Here is a 17,790-nt window from a genome sequence, read left to right as displayed (position 1 = left end):
TAATATTAATAGAAGTTGTAAGTAAATTCTTAGGGGTTAGGGGTGGTGTATTGGGGGCTGAAAATTTATTTTATATTTTTTTATTTTTTTTATTTGTTTTAAAATAGCTGTTGTTTAAAAACATTTAAATAGATTGGCTTTACAAATAAAAACAGGTAGTGCCTTTAAAGCATTGCCTGTTTAGTTTTTTAATGCATCCCTGTTTTTTATACTCTTGCGATACTGGTGAGGAGATTGCTTGAAGAATTTTTTGAATGTTCTAGAAAAATGATCAACAGAGTTGTATCCAACATATTCTGCGATTTTTTCTAAAGGAAGATCGGTATTTTCAAGGTAATCTTTTGCATCAGCCATTTTAAGCTTTGTTATTAAAGATGTAAAGTTAATTCCTAATTTGTTTTTTATTAGAGCGGATAGATACGACTCACTGTAATGAAACTGGTTAGCAATATCTTTCAAAGTTATGTTTTTGTAATTATGCTGAATAAATTCAATGATGGGAGAAAAGTTATCATCACTAATAAAATTATTAGATTTTACCTTGTTACTATAGACTCGTAGCAAATAAGAGAATAATATGTTAGCCCAACTAATACAGCAGTCGTTTTTATACTTATCATCCCTGTAGTTTTCCATTGTTAGATTTTTGATTATAAATTTAATATCGTTAGAATTATCTGTTTCAAATAACAGATAATTTGGAGTTGCTTTATTGTAAAGTATAGTCCTAAAGAAATAAGAAAGTACATCTTTTTGTGAAAGAAAAGCAAAAAAAGCAGTATCAAATGTACTCTTTCTTATTGCAATAATTATAACTACTGAATTGTTCTCTTCAACAATGATATTGTGCAAAGACTCTGGTGCAACAATACAGATATTTCCTTCGATAAGTATTTGATGTTCTTTCTCAAATTGGAAAATACAGCTGCCTCTGAATACATATATTACTTCAAAGTAATCATGAGAATGAACAAAATCCAACGCAAAGTTAAAATTTTTAAAAACAAAAATATCTCTTTTATCAGGGAAAATGGTATGTTCTCTTATATTAGAAGAATATTTTGTTTCAATAAAGTCATTTATTCGGATTGGTAAAAGGTTCAGAGCATCTATAAACTCTTCATCTGACATATTACTCCACAGAAATTGTTGGGGTAAAACGGGTTTGTCAACTAAATATTTGTGGCTTTTATAAAGTTCAAAAATAGCATCTAAAAAAGTTTTCTTTTTACCTGTACTAAAAAAATAACTTGTTAAATAAGTCTGTACATCTCCAAAAGTCACATACATCTCCATGTTATTTCACCTTAACTCTCAGGAGTTATATATACTTATTTTAGCGTATAAAATATCATATAATCAACTAAAAAAATGTCGGATATTAAAAAAAAAATAACATGGATTTATTTCTTTTGACTATGATTTAATTAGAATGTGCAAAAGAAAATTTGACACTCTAATCAAAGGAGCGAGTTTAATGCTAGATATATTTCAATATCCTGAAGTGAAATTTCCTGATAGTTTTTTATGGGGTGCATCAACAGCAGGTGAACAAGTAGAAGGAAACAACTGCTCACAATTTGATGTAAAAGAGTTTGCTCCTGAAAAGGCAGTCTTTAGCGGAGAACCTTATCAAATGCCTGGAATGGCGTGTAACAGCTATATATTGTATGAAGAGGATATTAAACTGTTGAAAGAAATGAATTTGAATTTATATAGAATGTCAATAGAATGGTGCAGGATAGAACCTGAAAAAGGTAAGTATGATGAAAAAGTGTTGAAACATTATATTAGTATATTAAGCAGGTTAAAAGAAGAAAAAATAAATATATGTTTGACTCTTCATCATTTTTCACATCCTGTGTGGTTTCACAAAGAGGGTGCTTTTAAATCACTGGATAACCTAAAGGACTGGGAAAGATATTTAGAATATTTGATACCCAAGATAGCAGAGTATGTGGATTTTTGGATTGTTATAAATGAGCTTAATCTTCGATATGTTTATCCTACCATAGAGGAAAGGCTAAACGCAATTTACTATCACGCTTTGGGATATCATATTATCAAAAAGTATTCAGATAAGCCTGTTAGTTCAGCACATTCCTATGCTGAAAAACACCCAAAAAGGGGAAAGCACGATAAACTTGATAGGCTTATGGCAGAATATATAGACTATATTGAAAATGAATTCTTCTTTCATGCAATTCGAACTGGGGAGATTACGGCACCTTTTTATGATGCAAAGTATGTACCTGATATTAAGATGACATGTGATTTCTGGGCAGTGAATACATATGTGAGACATATAATTGACGGCCGAAAAAAAGATTATTTGACAGACTTTTATAGGGCTACTCATTTTAAAGCGCTTGATACGCCGTTTTATACCGAAGAAATTTGGCCGGAACTCATGATTTTCATGTTAATGAGATTAAAGGATAAACCCATACTAATAACAGAAAATGGAATTGCAGTGAGGGATGACAGGTTCAGAATTGTTTATTTAGCTGCTATGCTTCAGTCAGTTTATGAAGCAATTGAAATGGGATCAGAAGTGATTGGATACTGTCATTGGTCGCTGTTGGATAATTGGGAATGGGGAAGCTTTGAACCTACATTTGGGCTTGCTGCTGTTGACAGAAAAACTTTTGAAAGGAGATTGAAAAACAGCGGGAAGTTCTATGGAGAGATTGCTAAAAATAATGGATATAACCAAGAGATATTGAGAAGATATTTGCAAGAGTTGCCTTCCATTATAAATTATAAAAACAAGTAGGTTGAGTTAGAAGGGTGATTAAAATGAGTGTTGAAAAGTTGATTGAGGTAAGAAATATTGATAAATACTTTGGTCCTGTCAAAGTTTTGAATAATGTTTGTCTTGAGATATACAAGGGGGAGGTCCGGGGACTCGTTGGTGAAAATGGCTCGGGTAAGTCTACACTTTCATCTATTATTGCAGGCATTTTACAGGCAGATGGTGGAAAGATGTTTTTAAAAGGTAATATTTACAACCCCAAGAGTATGATTGATGCCCAAACCCACGGAATAGGTATGGTGGTTCAGGAACTTGGTACAGTTTCCAATATAACTGTTGCAGAGAATATTTTTCTTGGCAAGGTAAATAATTTTAAGAGGTTTGGCATTGTTGACAGAAAAAAATTATATAAGTCTGCTAAAGAAATTTTGGAGCGAGTTGGCATTACTGATATTGATCCGGCTATACCAATCAATTTTCTAAATTTTGAGGATAGAAAACTTATTGAATTTGCAAAAGTTGTGGATGAAAACCTTGAGCTTTTGATTTTAGATGAGACAACCACCGCTCTTTCTCAAAAAGGTAGAGAGATAGTTTATGATCTTGTACAAAAGTTAAAAAGCCAGAACAAATCAGTACTTCTTATATCCCATGATCTTGATGAGATTATGAAGGTATGCGATACGTTGACAGTATTACGAGATGGCAACGTCATTACTGAACTTCCAAAGCAAGAGTTTGAGGAGAATAAAATAAAACAATATATGATAGGAAGAGAGATTAAAGGACATTATTATAGACCTGATGCAGAGGGAAGCCATGAAGAAGAAGTGGTTTTGAAGATTAAAAACCTTACCACCTTCAGAGGTGTAAAAAATCTTTCTTTTGAAGTACATAAAGGTGAGATACTTGGAATAGGGGGGCTTTCCCACTGTGGCATGCATGAGTTGGGGCGAGCTTTATTTGGAGCAGAGAAGGTGCTTACAGGCAGGGTAATTCATTGCAAAACAGGTCAGGAAATAAAAAGTCCTTTTGCCGCAATGAAACTAAATATAGGTTATGTTTCGAAGGATAGAGACAAAGAGTCACTTGTGCTTGCAGATAGCATAAAAAATAATATTGTAGCTGCTGGATATGATAAGGTTACAACTGGAAAATACTTCATTTTCCCAAAAACAGAAAACAAGTATGTAGATGAGCAGATAGAGAGCTTGAGGATAAAGTGTACCTCACGCAATCAGTATGTTCAATATTTATCAGGTGGTAATAAACAAAAAGTTGCACTTGGTAAATGGTTAGCAAGAGATCCTGATATTTTAATTGTTGACTGCCCTACAAGAGGTGTTGATGTGGGTGTTAAGGCTTCAATATATCAAATTCTGTACCAAATGAAGAAAGAAGGAAAGACGATAATTATGATTTCTGAAGAATTACCTGAATTGATAGGTATGTGTGATAGGATAATAATTCTAAAAGATGGAAGGAAGACAGGAGAATTTAAACGCTCCCCAGATTTGTCTGAAGCAAATCTTATTATGTGCATGATTTAAAGCACGGAGGGAAAAAAGTATGGACACTAGGAGAAAAAACAATGCACTTTTGTTTTTGAAGAACGAAAAGGTTAAAAATACAATTTCAAATTTGCTTCCTGTGATTGGTTTTGTGTTTATAATAGTCTTTTTTGGGATAATGACTAAGGGAGTATCACTTTCGCCTTTCAACATCAAAATTTTGATTAATCAAGCTATTGTCGTTGCAATAATCGCAACAACTGCAACTTTCATATTTTCCATGGGCGCATTTGATATTTCAATAGGAGCTGTTACATGTTTTGCTGCTGTAGTTGGAGCTATAGCAGCAAATGCTACAAAATCTCCGATTGTGATGTTTGCAATGTGTATGGTTTCTGCAATAGCACTTTCTTTGATGAATGGATTTTGTATAGCATTTCTTAAACTACCTTCTTTTATAGTTACACTTGCTACAATGAACATAATCTCCGCAGCGGTCACACTTGTTATTGGAACAACGGATCTAATTACTTTGGAGATGGATGTTGATTATCTCGACCAGATATATATAAAGATTATTGTTTTAATTGTTGTAATGCTACTATCTGTTATACTCTTTGACTTTACAAAGCTTGGGAAAAGCAACAAGATAATAGGCGGTAACCAGACTGTTGCATCGCTGTCTGGAATATCAATTACAAAAAATATATTAGCTACATTTTTGGTAAGTGGAATAGGAATAGGATTGGGTGCATTTTTGCTCCTTGTTAGAACAGGTTCAGTATCTTCACAAACTGCGTCTTCTATGGGTTTTGATATTATCATGGCAATGGTATTGGGAGGAATGCCTATCTCGGGTGGTGCTAAATCAAAAATAACAGCAGCACTTATTGGTGCATTTACTATAACAGCGTTAAATAACGGGCTTGTTATAATGGGTGCTTCTGTTGGAGCACTTCAGGCAATACGAGGTGTTATCTTTCTGATTATCATAACACTTATGCTACTAAATCAAAGAGAAAAACTTCTTCCTCGTTAGTTTTTATGAATATTTATGGCTAAATCAGCTGTTTCTGAACAGCTGATAATAATAAAACAATTAGGGAGGGGATAAAAATGTTTAAAAGATGGTTAAGGCTTTTATGGCTTGTTTTGTTCTTTGCTTTATGTTTAAATCAATTAAGCGGATACGGGAAAGGCAGTAGTTCAAATGTGCCAAAGCAAAAATACAAAATTGGTGTAATTGTGTATGATAACAGCGATGTTATGCAGCAAGAGATTAATAAATATTTTACTCAGCATTTAGCACCTGCATTCAATGTGGAATTTATCATTTCAGATGCTATTAAAGATTCAAATGGTGAGATTTCTTTTATTGAGAACTGTGCAGCAAAAGGAGTAAAAGGCATCATTGCATTTTACAATGTAACAGATTTCAAAAAAATTCTTAATCTTTGCAAACAACACAAAATATATTATGTTCTTGGCGCAATGAATCCTGATGAAAAAATGCTGAAAGCAGCTGAAGGTAATCCATATTTTCTTGGTGGTGTAGGACCTGGTAACAGTGATTACAGTGCAATGTATAAGATGACTAAAAAGTTTTTGGAAGATGGCGCAAGGTCAATTGTGCTACCAACAGGAGGAAAAGACTGGAGTGTGAAAATGTTTATTGACCGTTATAATGGAGTGAAAGATGCGATTAAAGATTTTGAAGCTAAACATCCTGGAGTGAAAATAAAAGTTTATGAATTTGGCGGATTTCCTAACGATGCCTGGTTTGCAACACAGGCAAAGATGATAGCTCTCAATCCAGATGCGATAGTAGCTACATTTTCAGGTGAATTTTTATGGGTTCAGCCATTAAAAGACGCTGGGAAAGCAGGAAAAATTAAATTGGGCACGCTATCTTCAATCAATCCTGTTGCTGCCCAGGCAATGAAAGAAGGAGTTTTGCACTTTTTAGCAGGTATATATCCGCAAATGACAGGGCTCAATTTTGCTTTACTTTACAATGCAATGACTGGTTATGCTAAGGACTTTAAAAAGGATGGTAAACCAGTAGTGATAACAACAGATGTGGCTATTATTCAATCTGCACAAGAAATGGATAAGTGGATGAAAATTGTATACGGCAAAGTTCCACCATACTCTGCAGATGATCTAAAAAAAGTTTGCAAAGTATTCAATCCAAAAGCAACTTATAATGACTTTGTAAAATTATGTAAAGAATGTAATTATAATGATATAATAAAAAGAAGAGGCATTAAAAGATAAATAATCACAATATTTAAAAAGTTAATCAATGAATAATGATTAGGGTGGGAATTTTATAATGAGGGCAACTAAATTGTTTAGAAACATTATCGTGACATTTTCTGTTCCGCTGATTGTATATTCGATATTCCAATTGATATGTTCGATATACAAGCTGCCATATATAAATTCTAACAATTTTAGAACTTTTGTACTGAACACTTTTTATGTTGCTTATATAGGCTGGGGGCTGTATTTTAATGTGCCTGCAGGAAGGTTTGATTTCAGCGTTGGTGCTGTTATGCTCCTTTCAACTATTATAGGAGGAAACTTGGCGCTCATGCTGGGACTGAATGGAACAGGGATGCTTATAAGCTGCATGTTAACAGGTGCGCTCCTTGGTGCTGTTTCTGGCCTTGCATATGTCATATTAAGACTTCCTGCAATGGTGGTATCTTTGGGACTTGTATTGATATATGAAGCACTTTCCTTTGTTCTATTTGAGGGAAGGGGGATAGTGATAATAGGAAGACAGAACTTGCTTTACATTGTTCAGCCCCCCTACCTCTATATTGTAGCTTTTATTGTGATGATTGCGCTTATAATTCTTATTAACTATACAAAGTTTGGTTATGACATGAGAGCATTAGCAAATGACCAGAGGATTTCGGTGAATACAGGTATCAATGAAATTACAAACACCATTCTTTGCTATATATTCAGCGGAGCAGTGGTTGCAGTTGCTGGTGTGCTTACATTAGGAAGAACAGGTGCAACACGTGCCAACTTAAGCATGGCAACAGTGTCAACAATGTTTCAGGGATTTTTGCCATTATTTATAGGAAATGTGCTTGCCAGATATAGTGAACCAATCTTTAGTATTTTAATAGGTGCCATAACAACTTCACTAATTGCATCTGGACTTGCAGCGCTTGGCCTTTCCCTTGCAGCCCAGAATATTATAAATGCTTTTATAATGCTGGCATTCCTTGCATATGACATAAATCAATATAAATTGGAAGAGCTTATATTAATCAGAAGGCAAAAGAAAGAGGCTCTGATGGAACAATGAATAACAGAAAGTAGGAGGTAAATATGGACGAAACTATGTTTATGCAGTACAATTCTTGGATGGTTTGTGAAGGCACATACTTCATAACAACTCTAAATGGAAGCCTTTACCTATATCTTTTGGAAGGCAATAAAAAAGCCCTTCTTATTGATACAGGGTATGGATTTACAAATATAAGAGAGTATGTTGAAGGCCTCACTCAAAAACCTATTATTGTAGTGAATACACATGGTCATACAGACCATTCTGGTGGCAACGGTTGGTGGGAAGAGGTTTATATGCATAAAAATGCTCCGTCTGACATGTTTGAGCTTAAAAATGTACCTGTGGAACATATTTTGCCATATCCAAATTATAAAAAAATTTTTATTGAAGAAGGATTTGAGTTTGATCTTGGAGACAGAGTGGTGAAAGTTATAGATATTTCTGCACATTCAGCTGGTAGTTTAGCGTTTATTGATTCTAAAGCGCGCATGATTTTTACTGGAGATGAGCTTGAATCACAGCAAGTTTTAATGTTTGATGCTGTAAATGCAAAACCATATGATTTGAAAGCAAAGATTGAGAAGCATCTTGAGAATATGCACAAAATCAAAAAATATGATAAAAATTTTGACTTTATATGCCCAGCACATAATGGGGCTCCTATTTCAAAATTATACATCGATGATTTTGTAGAGTTAGATAAAAAAATTCTTGAAGATAAACACACAGTTGGTCAATTGAATCATTTCTATTTGAGCAAAGAACCATATGCAAATAAATTAGTTCGAGTAACTTATAATAGAGCTTCATTTATATATATGATCGAGTAAAAACAAAAAGGAGTAGAAGACTTATGACAAATTATGAAAACAAAATAATAGGATTTAAAACGCAACCATTCTATCTAAAAGATGAAGATATAAAGTGGGTTATAGACACTTTTAACGACATGAATATTGATGAAAAAATAGGCCAATTGTTTTGCCTTATAGCACATCCAGATGAAAAATATCTCAACTATCTTGTTCAAGAATCGAAAGTTGGTGGAGTGCTTGTAAGGCCGATGTTTAACCATGAAATTATTGGAATTGTTAGATTTTTACAAACTAACTCTAAAATACCTCTTCTTATTGCGGGCAATCTTGAGGCGGGTGGAGATGGAGTTTCGTTGGAAGGCACTAATTTTGGATGTCCTTTAGCTGTTGCCGCAACAGATGATGTTGAAATGGCTTATAGGCTGGGAGTTGTGTGTGGCAGAGAAGCAAAGGCATTAGGCCTGAACTGGGCGTTTGCGCCTGTTGTAGATATAGATTTTAATTTTAGAAATCCCATAACTAATACAAGGACATTTGGCTCTGACCCAGAAAGAGTAGCTGAAATGGGTTGTGCTTTTATTAAAGCTGTTCAACAGCAGGGCCTTGCAGCAACAGCAAAACATTTTCCAGGTGACGGTGTTGACGAAAGAGACCAGCATCTTGTTACTTCTATTAATACTCTTTCCTGTGAAGATTGGGATGCTACTTTTGGCATGGTTTATAAAAAATGCATTCAGACTGGTGTTATGAGTATAATGGTGGGGCATATATCTTTGCCGGCTTATTCAAAAGTTCTGAATCCTGATCTAAAAGATGAAGATATTCTTCCTGCTTCACTTTCGCCAGAAATTGTCACAGGGCTTCTAAAAGAAAAGCTGGGATTCAAAGGATTGGTTGTTACAGATGCATCTACCATGGCAGGTATGATGATTCCTATGGGGAGAGAAAGAGCTGTACCGCAGGCAATTGCTGCTGGGTGTGATATGTTTTTATTCGCATTTAACATTGAGGAAGATTTTAAATACATGAAGCAGGGACTTGAAAGTGGGATATTGACAGAAGAAAGACTGAATGATGCGGTCCTGAAAATTCTTGCTTTCAAAGCGGCGCTGGGATTGCACAAAAATAGAGAATGGCTTATACCTGATATTAAAAATGTAAAAAAGGTTGTAAAATGCAAAGAACATCTTGAATGGGCTAAAGAATGTGCAGACAGATCTATTACTCTTGTTAAAGAAGAAAAGGGTGTATTGCCAATAAGCCCTGAAAAAATTAAAAATATTCTACTATACAGCATTGATAATGATAGTAATGTGCTAAATTTCTTTAATATGGAGGTGAAAAATCAACCTAAAAAGCCGTATGAAAGATTCAAAAGAATGCTCGAAAAAGAAGGATTTAATGTTGAGGTTTTTGAACCGAGAAATACAATTGAAGGTGAAAACCAGTCTTATGAAGAATTTGTAAATAAATATAATTTAATAATATATCTTGTTAATCTTGCCACAAAGAGTAATCAAACAGTGGTAAGGATTGAATGGGCACAGCCAAGGGGAGCAAATGTACCAGTTTTCATTAACAAGATTCCAACAATATTTATTTCACTGGCAAATCCTTATCATCTTCTGGATGTTCCAAGAGTTAAAACCTACATTAATGCTTATGGAAGTTCGGATATTATTTTAGAAGCTTTGTTAGACAAGCTTATGGGAAGATCTGAATTTAAAGGTAAGAGTCCTGTTGATCCATTCTGTGGCAAATGGGATGCGAGGTTGTAAAAATGATTATAAAGGGTGTTATCTTTGATCTTGATGGTGTGATTGTAAGTACTGATAGCTTACATTATCTAGCATGGAAAAAGATCGCGGATAAGGAAGGCATATATTTTGATGAGGAAATAAACCACAGACTACGTGGTGTTTCAAGGATAGAGAGTTTAAACATTTTACTTGAAAAAGCAAACAGGGTTTATACCGAAGAAGAAAAAATGAGGCTTGCCGATGAGAAAAATAACTATTATATAGAGCTTTTAAAGAATTTAACACCTAATGATGTACTCCCGGGGATAATAAAAGTTTTAAAGGTTTTGAAAGAAAAAGGAATTAAAATTGCAATTGGTTCTTCGAGTAAAAATGCAAAGGTGATTTTGGAGAGGATAGGTCTTTTGAATAGCTTTGATGCTATTTCTGATGGAAATGATATAACACGTTCAAAGCCTTTTCCGGATGTTTTTTTGGTTACAGCACAGAAACTGTGGCTGAAGCCAGAGCACTGTCTTGTTGTTGAGGATGCTGTTGCAGGAATAAAGGCAGCAAAAGCAGCTGGTATGTTTGCAGCTGCCATTGGTGATGCTAAAAAAAGTGTAGAAGCGGATTTTATTCTGGATAGTATCGAAGATTTACTAAGGTATGTATAAGACCATTTGAATTTCAAAAAGAGGTGTATATCAACATGTTTGTAAATCATGTGGTCTCAGAAGGAATATATCATATTGAAGATCCAAATGGATTTGGCGGAGTATGCGCAACTTTAATAATAGGAAAAGAAAAAGCGCTATTGTTTGATACTTGCTATGGCTTATTTAATTTGAAAGAACATATAAGATCAATTACTGACCTTCCTGTCATAGTTGTCTGCAGTCATGGACATTTTGATCATGTTGGTGGTAGTTATCAATTTGATCAGATTTACATCCACCAAGAAGATGTTGTCCTTGCTCAATCACATACTTCAATTGATAAGAAACGACTTGCAATATCCCAGGCAAAAGAAAAGGGATTATTTTTAGAGGATTATGATTTGGATAAATTTTTGAATAGCAAATTACCAACTTTAAACGTTATAGAAGAAGAAATATGTTTTGACCTCGGGGATAGAAGAATTAAAGTAATTCATTTACCTGGGCACACAAAAGGTTCTATAGGAATTATTGATGAAAAAAGTCGAATATTATTTGCTGGAGACGCTGTTTCACCATTTATATGGATATTTGGTGAAGAAGCAACCAAATTAAGTGAATATATAGAAACTCTTAAAAAACTAAAAGAATTTGATTTTTACATTTTTTACATTGCACATAGCATTTACCCTTTTCCCAAAAATAAAATTGATAAATTGTTGCATTGTGCAGAAAATGTAGATATATCCAAAAGTGTTTACTTTAGTGTGCCTTTTATTCCTGAAAAACAGCTTTTGATGTATTCAGAAGGTGAAGGGGATATTGGGAACCCAGACTATTGTGCTATAGTTTACGAACCCGAAAAGTTTGCATAGGGAATTTACAAAATTTTTAAAGTTTATTTGTTATAGAACAATTTTGAATTTGGAGTTTACAAACATCCAAAAATCCAGAAAGGTGGATTTTTTGAATGAAAGTTAACAAAATTCCGGCTCTGATAGAAGTGCTGGAATGCCTGCCAGAGATTTTACAAGAAGACATCAACATAGCTGTAGCAGACCTGGAAAAAATAGTTGCTGTGCACCAAGGTAACAGGGTAAGAAGCGAAAACGCGGTTGTTGGCGAAAAACTGACTTTGGATGATTTTCTAAAAGGAATTCTAAAAGAAAAGAAGCAAGTATGTCATATAAGCAAAACAAGCTATTTTAACGTGCCTACAAAAACCATTATAACGCCGGTGATAGATGAGAATGGAGAGTCATGCGGTGTGATATTTGTTACAAGGGATGTAGAACGTCAGTCAAAGGTAGAGGATATTTCTGTCAATGTCTTCCAGTCTTTCGAACAAATAAATGCTGCTATTCAGGAGATGGCTTCAGAAGCGAATGTACTTGCTAACTATTTAAGTGAGATTACTGATTATGTAGTTGAAACAGTAAATAAACTTGGAGAAGTAAGTAAGATTATTTTGGAGATAAAAGAAATTGTTTCAGAATCTAATCTTCTTGCCTTGAACATTAAAATAGAAGCAGCAAAGATGGCTGATATTGGTAAGGGAGTTGCCATTGTTGCTGGCGAGATGGATAAACTTTCGAGAAAATGCAAAGAATTTGCCCAGAACACGAGAGCTCTTTTGCTTAATATGCAATGTGCTTTGAAGACAGTCAAAGAAAGAATTTCAAACATCAGAGGTATTGCAGAGAATCAGGCTGCGTTAAATGAAGAAATAGCTGCTTCTGTTGAACAGCTTTTAATAGAAGTAAAGGAACTTTCTGAAATAGCAAAATTATCTTAAATTGCACTATTTTTTAATTTATATCAAGTCTTTTCAATTTGAGAGAAACTAATTTAATTGGGTGTTTTAAGAAATGTGCACTACCAAAATGAGTTTCTAGTAGTCAATATTTATTGATAGTCAAATATACTTGAGATATAAATTTTTAATGAATTTAATAATTATATAGCCATTTACAAAATAGGTGGTTATTGAAGGTAAGAGATGCCACTATAAACAGGAAATACAATTAAAATATAAAAAGAAGAGAATGATTGAAACCATATATTATCAATGATAACAAAAGTATTCAGGAGCAAATATATGACAAAGATTGAAAAGTTCAAAAAAGACAATAGTATCCTAAACCTTCTAAACTTCTTGATTTTAGAAGGTTAAGTAAAAAACAAAACCATAAATTTTTTGTAAAAAATAGATTCAAGAAAATAGTGGTTTTAAGCGATAAGTTTTTTGAGTTTGTTAAGCTTTTTGATAGTCAATTTAGAGCAATAGAGTTTGATATTGTGAGCGAGGATAAATAAGAGCGAAAAAGTAATGGCAGAGAGCAAGAAATCAGAGAAAATAGAAATATGGTCATAAGTGCAGATGGTATCAGAACCCATGTAGGATTTTAGGTGGTAAATAGTCTGCTCCACGGTAACACGTTTGTGGTAGAGGTCTAAAAACTCTTGAGAATTTCTGTTTATACCTGGGAAAGAGCGAAAATCGTCAGGGTAAGTGTAAACTATTGCCCCTGATTTAGAGGTAGTACATGGGTGAGGGCAAGAGCAGACACGTTTGCCGTCTTTGTAAGAAGACATAGGGCAAGTCCATTTAAGGCGCAAAGAGCGATTTTTACCCTGACATTTGCCTTCGGGTTTAAAAGGTTTGTTGAACTTTTTGCAGATAGGGATACCATCTTCAGAAATAACGATATTGGGGTCTAAAGTAGGTGTAGTATTTTTAGAAGCTCTTGTATTTAGTGGAATAACGATTTTGGAGAAGTTAAAGGTATTTTTTAAAGTGGAGTATATGTTGTGGGAATCCAAAGCACTGTCAGCGATGAAAGTAGAGAAATTTTTGGGGATGTAGGAGAATAAGGTTTCGAGCGAAGGAATTAAACCTTTAGAGTCGGAGATAGCTTTTGCTTCTTTAGGGTCAGAGGAAGAGGAATCATAGTTAAACAGAGGTACCAAAGCTAAAGGGATACCGATAGCGTTGGTAATGACAGCAAATTTCAAAGCCCAGCAGAAATGGCCATTTGTGAACATAAGACGGATATTGGAATTGGCAGCAGCAGTTTTGGGCAGAGAAGAATAAACAAGAGAGTAGACTTTTTCAGAGGGAAGTTCAGGGTTAGCTTTTGAGGTATTTTTCAGCAGTAGATGAATGAATTTAGGATTGTTTTCACGAACCTTTGGGACAATACCTGTTGTGTCGAAGATTAAGATTGAAGAATCTTGAGGGCATTGTTGGATGGAAATATTATGTGCATGGATAGAGATATTTTGAAAAAGTTTATGGATTTCACTTGCAAATATTTTTCTAAAGCGAGAGAGAGTAGAGATAGAAGGGACATTGCCATGAAGATTACAAAATGAGCGAAGTTCGAATGAGTTGAGTAAGACAGCACGAAGCTGAGTTAAAATATTGAGTTTGAGCAATTTTTGGACGAGGAAGCAACAAAGCATAGATTCTAAAGAGAAGTATCTATGCTTACCGAAATATTTGTAGTAGGCATTGTAGAAAGAAGAAGGTATATAATGTGACAAGTCAATGAATTTATTGAACAAGCCCAAGAGGCTTTCAGGCTTGTAGAGAGCCGAAGCCTTTAGGTGGGAGAATAGGTCTATGAAAGAAAGTTGTTTAGGTTTGGTGTTGAACATTTTGGAACCCTCCTCATAGTAGAAAATTTGTTTTATATAATCATATTTTACTACAATTATGAGGAGGGTGACCAGTCTTTTTTGATTCTATGTAAAGCTTGATAACGCTCATCTTGAGCGTTTTTGCAAAAGGCTATAAAAAATTATATGATATAAGGAGGGAAAAGGAGTATGAAAAGATTTATCAGTGTTGTTCTTTGCGTTATGTTAGTTTTTTCAATCACTTTTTTCTCTGTAAAAAAAGTTGCTTTGTCTTCAGAGAAAGATAGTGAAATTGGTGTTGTAACCACTGAAGTGTTTGCAAAAATTTCGACTGGCGGAGTAATTGGCTATAAGTATAATGGGATAAATACATTTTTAGGTATTCCCTATGCAACTGCGAAACGCTTTGAAATGCCTAAAAGAGTATCTTCGTGGCAGGGATATCGCACGTGTTTTGTTTATGGAGAAGTTTGTCCGCAGGGTTTAAAAACAATGAACAAATTTGACATAATGTGTTACAGCAATGCAGCTATTGAAAATGAAGAAAGCTGTTTAACTGTAAATGTATGGACGCCCAGTATGGACCCTAAAGCAAAGAAACCTGTGATTGTCTGGCTTCACGGAGGTGGATTTACCACAGGAAGTGCACATGAGTATAAGTTTTATGAAGGGACGAATCTTGCAAAGTTTGGCGACATAGTTTTTGTTAGTGTAAATCATCGATTAAATGTTTTGGGTTTTCTTGATTTGTCTGCCTATGGAGAAAAGTACAAATACTCTGGAAATGCTGGCATGGCTGATATTATAAGTGCGCTTCAATGGGTACGCGAAAATATTTCGGTATTTGGTGGTGACCCAAATAATGTAACCATTGTAGGTCAATCAGGTGGGGGTAGCAAGGTGACAACCCTGATGGGAATGCCTGCTGCAAAGGGGTTGTTTCATAAAGCTGTTGTAATGTCAGGAGGTTCTGCAAAAGCAACTCGAACAAAAGCTCAAGCACAGGCAGAAACCAAGAAGTTATTGGAGATTTTGAAGATCAGCGAAAAAGAGGTTGATAAGCTTCAGACAATACCATATGATGAACTTTATGCTGCTGCCCAAAAGGCTGGGATTATGTTTGGACCAGTGGTAGACGGAGATTATTATCCTGATGGCACATTTAAAATGTCCAAGAATATTCCTCTGATGTGTGGTAATGTTATGGGTGAATTTAACACAAATTTAACAGGGCTGCTTCTGGGAGATTTTCCAACACCTGAAGCATGGCAAAAGAGTAATATTTCAAAGATAAGCGACGAAGAAGCTAAAAAACTTTATAAAGAAAAGTACGGAGATAAAGCGGAAGCTATTATACAAGCGTTTAAAAAAGCTTATCCAGGGCACAAACTTGTAGAAGGATTGTTCCTCAATGACAGATATGGATTTTTCAGTACTTTAAGTATAGCTGATGCAATGGTCAGCTATGGTGGGAAAGTATATAACTATGTTGTAGCATATAATTACCCATTATTTGGTGGAATTGTAGCTGTTCACACAATGAATGATGTTCCATTTTTCTTCTACAATTTAGATAAAGTTCCTGCTTGGATAGCTGGAGATGAAAAAACTGCATATAAAGTTGCAAAAGAAATGGCTACTGCATTAGTGAACTTCGCACGTTACGGAAATCCAAGTCAAAGTGGTTTGCCGTGGCCTAATTATACAATAAAAAACCACGCTACTATGATTTTTGACAAAACAAGTGGTGTCAAATATGATTTTGATAGAGAATTATTTAATTTAATACATGCTGCTATGCAGAACAAATAATATTGATACATTTATGCTCTTAAACATTCCTAATTTGCAACAAAAGAAGAGGCTGTCCAAAAACAATAATTTTTAATAACTAGAATCGAGTATTTGATGTCATTAAATGCTAATATTGAACTATATAGCAAACAAAAAGAGGGTTGGAGCAGGTTGGCTCCAGCCCTCTATTAATATCTTAGCTAATTTTTCGAGAGTATAGATTATTTTTGTGCAAAGTATATAGATCTCTTTCTTAATAAGAATAAGAATATAAACAAAAATATCCAAGAGCATTCCTATAATGAACGAAAATGAAGTGAACTTAGTGTAAAATATTTATAGGGCTTGAGATGGAAAAAGAGCTCCCTCCTCTTGGTAAAAAAGAGAGAATGATATAAAATAATAGGTGAAAAAAGAAGAACCAAAAGGAAAAACAAACCAAAGGAGGGAGCAAAATGATTACTAATATTATAGCAAAAATAGAGGAACTTTTAAATAGATTTGAAGAAGGCATAGTAGGGATAGTAAATGGGGAGAAAGACATAGCAAGATATACTATGGAATTGAAGGAGAAGATGGATGAGATAGGGAAAGAGATGATAAAAGAGGCGTGCAGATTTGTAGATGAGATTGTAAGGAATGAAAAGAAGAGGAAGGAGAGATATGAGGTTGTAAGGAAAGACAAGAGGAGCATAAAGACAATATTTGGAGATGTGGAATATATAAGGACGTACTACAAGAATAAAGAAGATGGAGGGTATGTATATTTAGCGGATGAAATTTTGGGGATAGAGAAATACCAAAGGATAGACAACGCAGTCAAAGCGGCAATAATTGAGAAGGTAGTAGATATGTCATATGACAAAGCAGCGAAAGAAGTATTAGGAGAAGAGAGAGTTAGCAGACAAAGTGTAATGAATATTTTAAGAGGGATAGAGGCGGCTCAGTTAGACAGGATTGGGCACGATAAAAAAGATGTGGCAAACAGTAAAAATGTGGTAAAAGAACTTTATATAGAAGCAGATGAAGATCATATTTCGTTACAAAACGGAGAGGGGAAGATAGCGAAGCTTGCGTACATAAATGAGGGATATAAGGAAGAAAAGGGGGTTGTTAAGAGGAAGAAATTAAAAGAAGTGCATTATTTTAGTAGCATTAAAGAGAAACCAGAAGATTTTTGGTCAAAAGTAAGTGAATATATAGAAGAGCACTATGAAACAGACAAGATAGAGAAGATATATTTGTTAGGGGATGGAGCAGCATGGATAAAGGAAGGGCTTGAATGGATACCGAGGGCAGAATTTGTATTGGACAGGTTTCATCTAATGAGAGAGGTGATAAAGATAAGTAGGGGGAATAAGAAGATATTTGCTGGGATAATAGAAGCATTGAGGGATAAGGATAGAGATAAGTTTGAGAAAGTGGTAGCTGAAGCGATGGAGAAAGTGGGGGCAGATGAGAAAGCGAAGAAGAGGATAAGGGATAGCAGGAGGTATATAGCCAATCACTGGGATAATATAGTATTAGAGTTAGATAATAGAATCATAAAAGGATGTAGGAGA

At 34.6% G+C, this 17,790-nt stretch carries 13 protein-coding genes and 1 pseudogene; 12 read left to right on the top strand and 2 right to left on the bottom strand.

Annotated elements, in window-relative coordinates; translation table 11 throughout:
- Positions 1–180 precede the first annotated feature (180 nt).
- Complete coding sequence (locus CALHY_RS11915; RefSeq protein ID WP_041723213.1) at positions 181–1,296, bottom strand: AraC family transcriptional regulator; 1,116 nt, start codon at positions 1,294–1,296, stop codon at positions 181–183.
- Between the two features lie 181 nt (positions 1,297–1,477).
- Between CALHY_RS11915 and CALHY_RS11910 the strand changes: the two genes are divergently transcribed.
- The 10 genes from CALHY_RS11910 to CALHY_RS11865 all read left to right on the top strand — a co-directional run bounded on the left by CALHY_RS11910 (position 1,478) and on the right by CALHY_RS11865 (position 12,587).
- Entirely contained in the window at positions 1,478–2,776 is a 1,299-nt protein-coding gene (locus CALHY_RS11910; RefSeq protein ID WP_013404189.1) for a family 1 glycosylhydrolase, read from the top strand.
- A gap of 23 nt (positions 2,777–2,799) precedes the next feature.
- Positions 2,800–4,305 (top strand): sugar ABC transporter ATP-binding protein, encoded by a 1,506-nt coding sequence (locus CALHY_RS11905; RefSeq protein ID WP_013404188.1) that lies wholly within the window; start codon positions 2,800–2,802, stop codon positions 4,303–4,305.
- Positions 4,306–4,324: 19 nt separating this feature from the next.
- Complete coding sequence (locus CALHY_RS11900; protein ID WP_013404187.1) at positions 4,325–5,305, top strand: ABC transporter permease; 981 nt, start codon at positions 4,325–4,327, stop codon at positions 5,303–5,305.
- Between the two features lie 77 nt (positions 5,306–5,382).
- The gene (locus CALHY_RS11895; protein WP_013404186.1) at positions 5,383–6,543 is read left to right on the top strand and encodes a sugar ABC transporter substrate-binding protein; all 1,161 of its coding nucleotides are present in this window, start codon (positions 5,383–5,385) and stop codon (positions 6,541–6,543) included.
- A gap of 58 nt (positions 6,544–6,601) precedes the next feature.
- The gene (locus CALHY_RS11890) at positions 6,602–7,594 is read left to right on the top strand and encodes an ABC transporter permease (RefSeq protein ID WP_013404185.1); all 993 of its coding nucleotides are present in this window, start codon (positions 6,602–6,604) and stop codon (positions 7,592–7,594) included.
- Positions 7,595–7,617: 23 nt separating this feature from the next.
- The gene (locus tag CALHY_RS11885) at positions 7,618–8,409 is read left to right on the top strand and encodes an MBL fold metallo-hydrolase (protein WP_013404184.1); all 792 of its coding nucleotides are present in this window, start codon (positions 7,618–7,620) and stop codon (positions 8,407–8,409) included.
- 23 nt (positions 8,410–8,432) lie between these two features.
- A complete protein-coding gene (locus tag CALHY_RS11880) occupies positions 8,433–10,172 on the top strand; it encodes a glycoside hydrolase family 3 protein (protein ID WP_013404183.1) in 1,740 nt (579 codons plus the stop codon).
- Between the two features lie 2 nt (positions 10,173–10,174).
- Positions 10,175–10,810, top strand: coding sequence for a beta-phosphoglucomutase (gene pgmB, locus CALHY_RS11875; RefSeq protein WP_013404182.1), 636 nt, complete (start codon positions 10,175–10,177; stop codon positions 10,808–10,810).
- A 35-nt stretch (positions 10,811–10,845) separates the two neighbouring features.
- A complete protein-coding gene (locus CALHY_RS11870) occupies positions 10,846–11,667 on the top strand; it encodes an MBL fold metallo-hydrolase (RefSeq protein ID WP_013404181.1) in 822 nt (273 codons plus the stop codon).
- Between the two features lie 95 nt (positions 11,668–11,762).
- Positions 11,763–12,587: a methyl-accepting chemotaxis protein gene (locus tag CALHY_RS11865; RefSeq protein ID WP_013404180.1), complete on the top strand. Its 825-nt coding sequence runs from the start codon at positions 11,763–11,765 to the stop codon at positions 12,585–12,587.
- A 434-nt stretch (positions 12,588–13,021) separates the two neighbouring features.
- Here CALHY_RS11865 and CALHY_RS11860 read toward each other — a convergent pair whose 3' ends face one another.
- Entirely contained in the window at positions 13,022–14,452 is a 1,431-nt protein-coding gene (locus CALHY_RS11860; RefSeq protein ID WP_013404179.1) for an ISNCY family transposase, read from the bottom strand.
- A gap of 171 nt (positions 14,453–14,623) precedes the next feature.
- On the opposite strand from CALHY_RS11860, the gene CALHY_RS11855 reads away from it, so the two are divergent.
- On the top strand, positions 14,624–16,246 hold the full coding sequence (locus CALHY_RS11855) for a carboxylesterase/lipase family protein (RefSeq protein WP_013404178.1): 1,623 nt from the start codon (positions 14,624–14,626) through the stop codon (positions 16,244–16,246).
- A 437-nt stretch (positions 16,247–16,683) separates the two neighbouring features.
- Positions 16,684–17,784, top strand: a pseudogene (locus CALHY_RS11850) (ISLre2 family transposase); the annotation flags it as partial.
- Positions 17,785–17,790: the final 6 nt, after the last annotated feature.

It is taken from the genome of Caldicellulosiruptor hydrothermalis 108 (assembly GCF_000166355.1).
Classification (GTDB): Bacteria; Bacillota; Thermoanaerobacteria; order Caldicellulosiruptorales; family Caldicellulosiruptoraceae; genus Caldicellulosiruptor; species Caldicellulosiruptor hydrothermalis.
The sequence above is the reverse complement of the archived record's forward strand: the minus strand, read 5'-3'. Positions and strand labels throughout refer to the sequence as shown.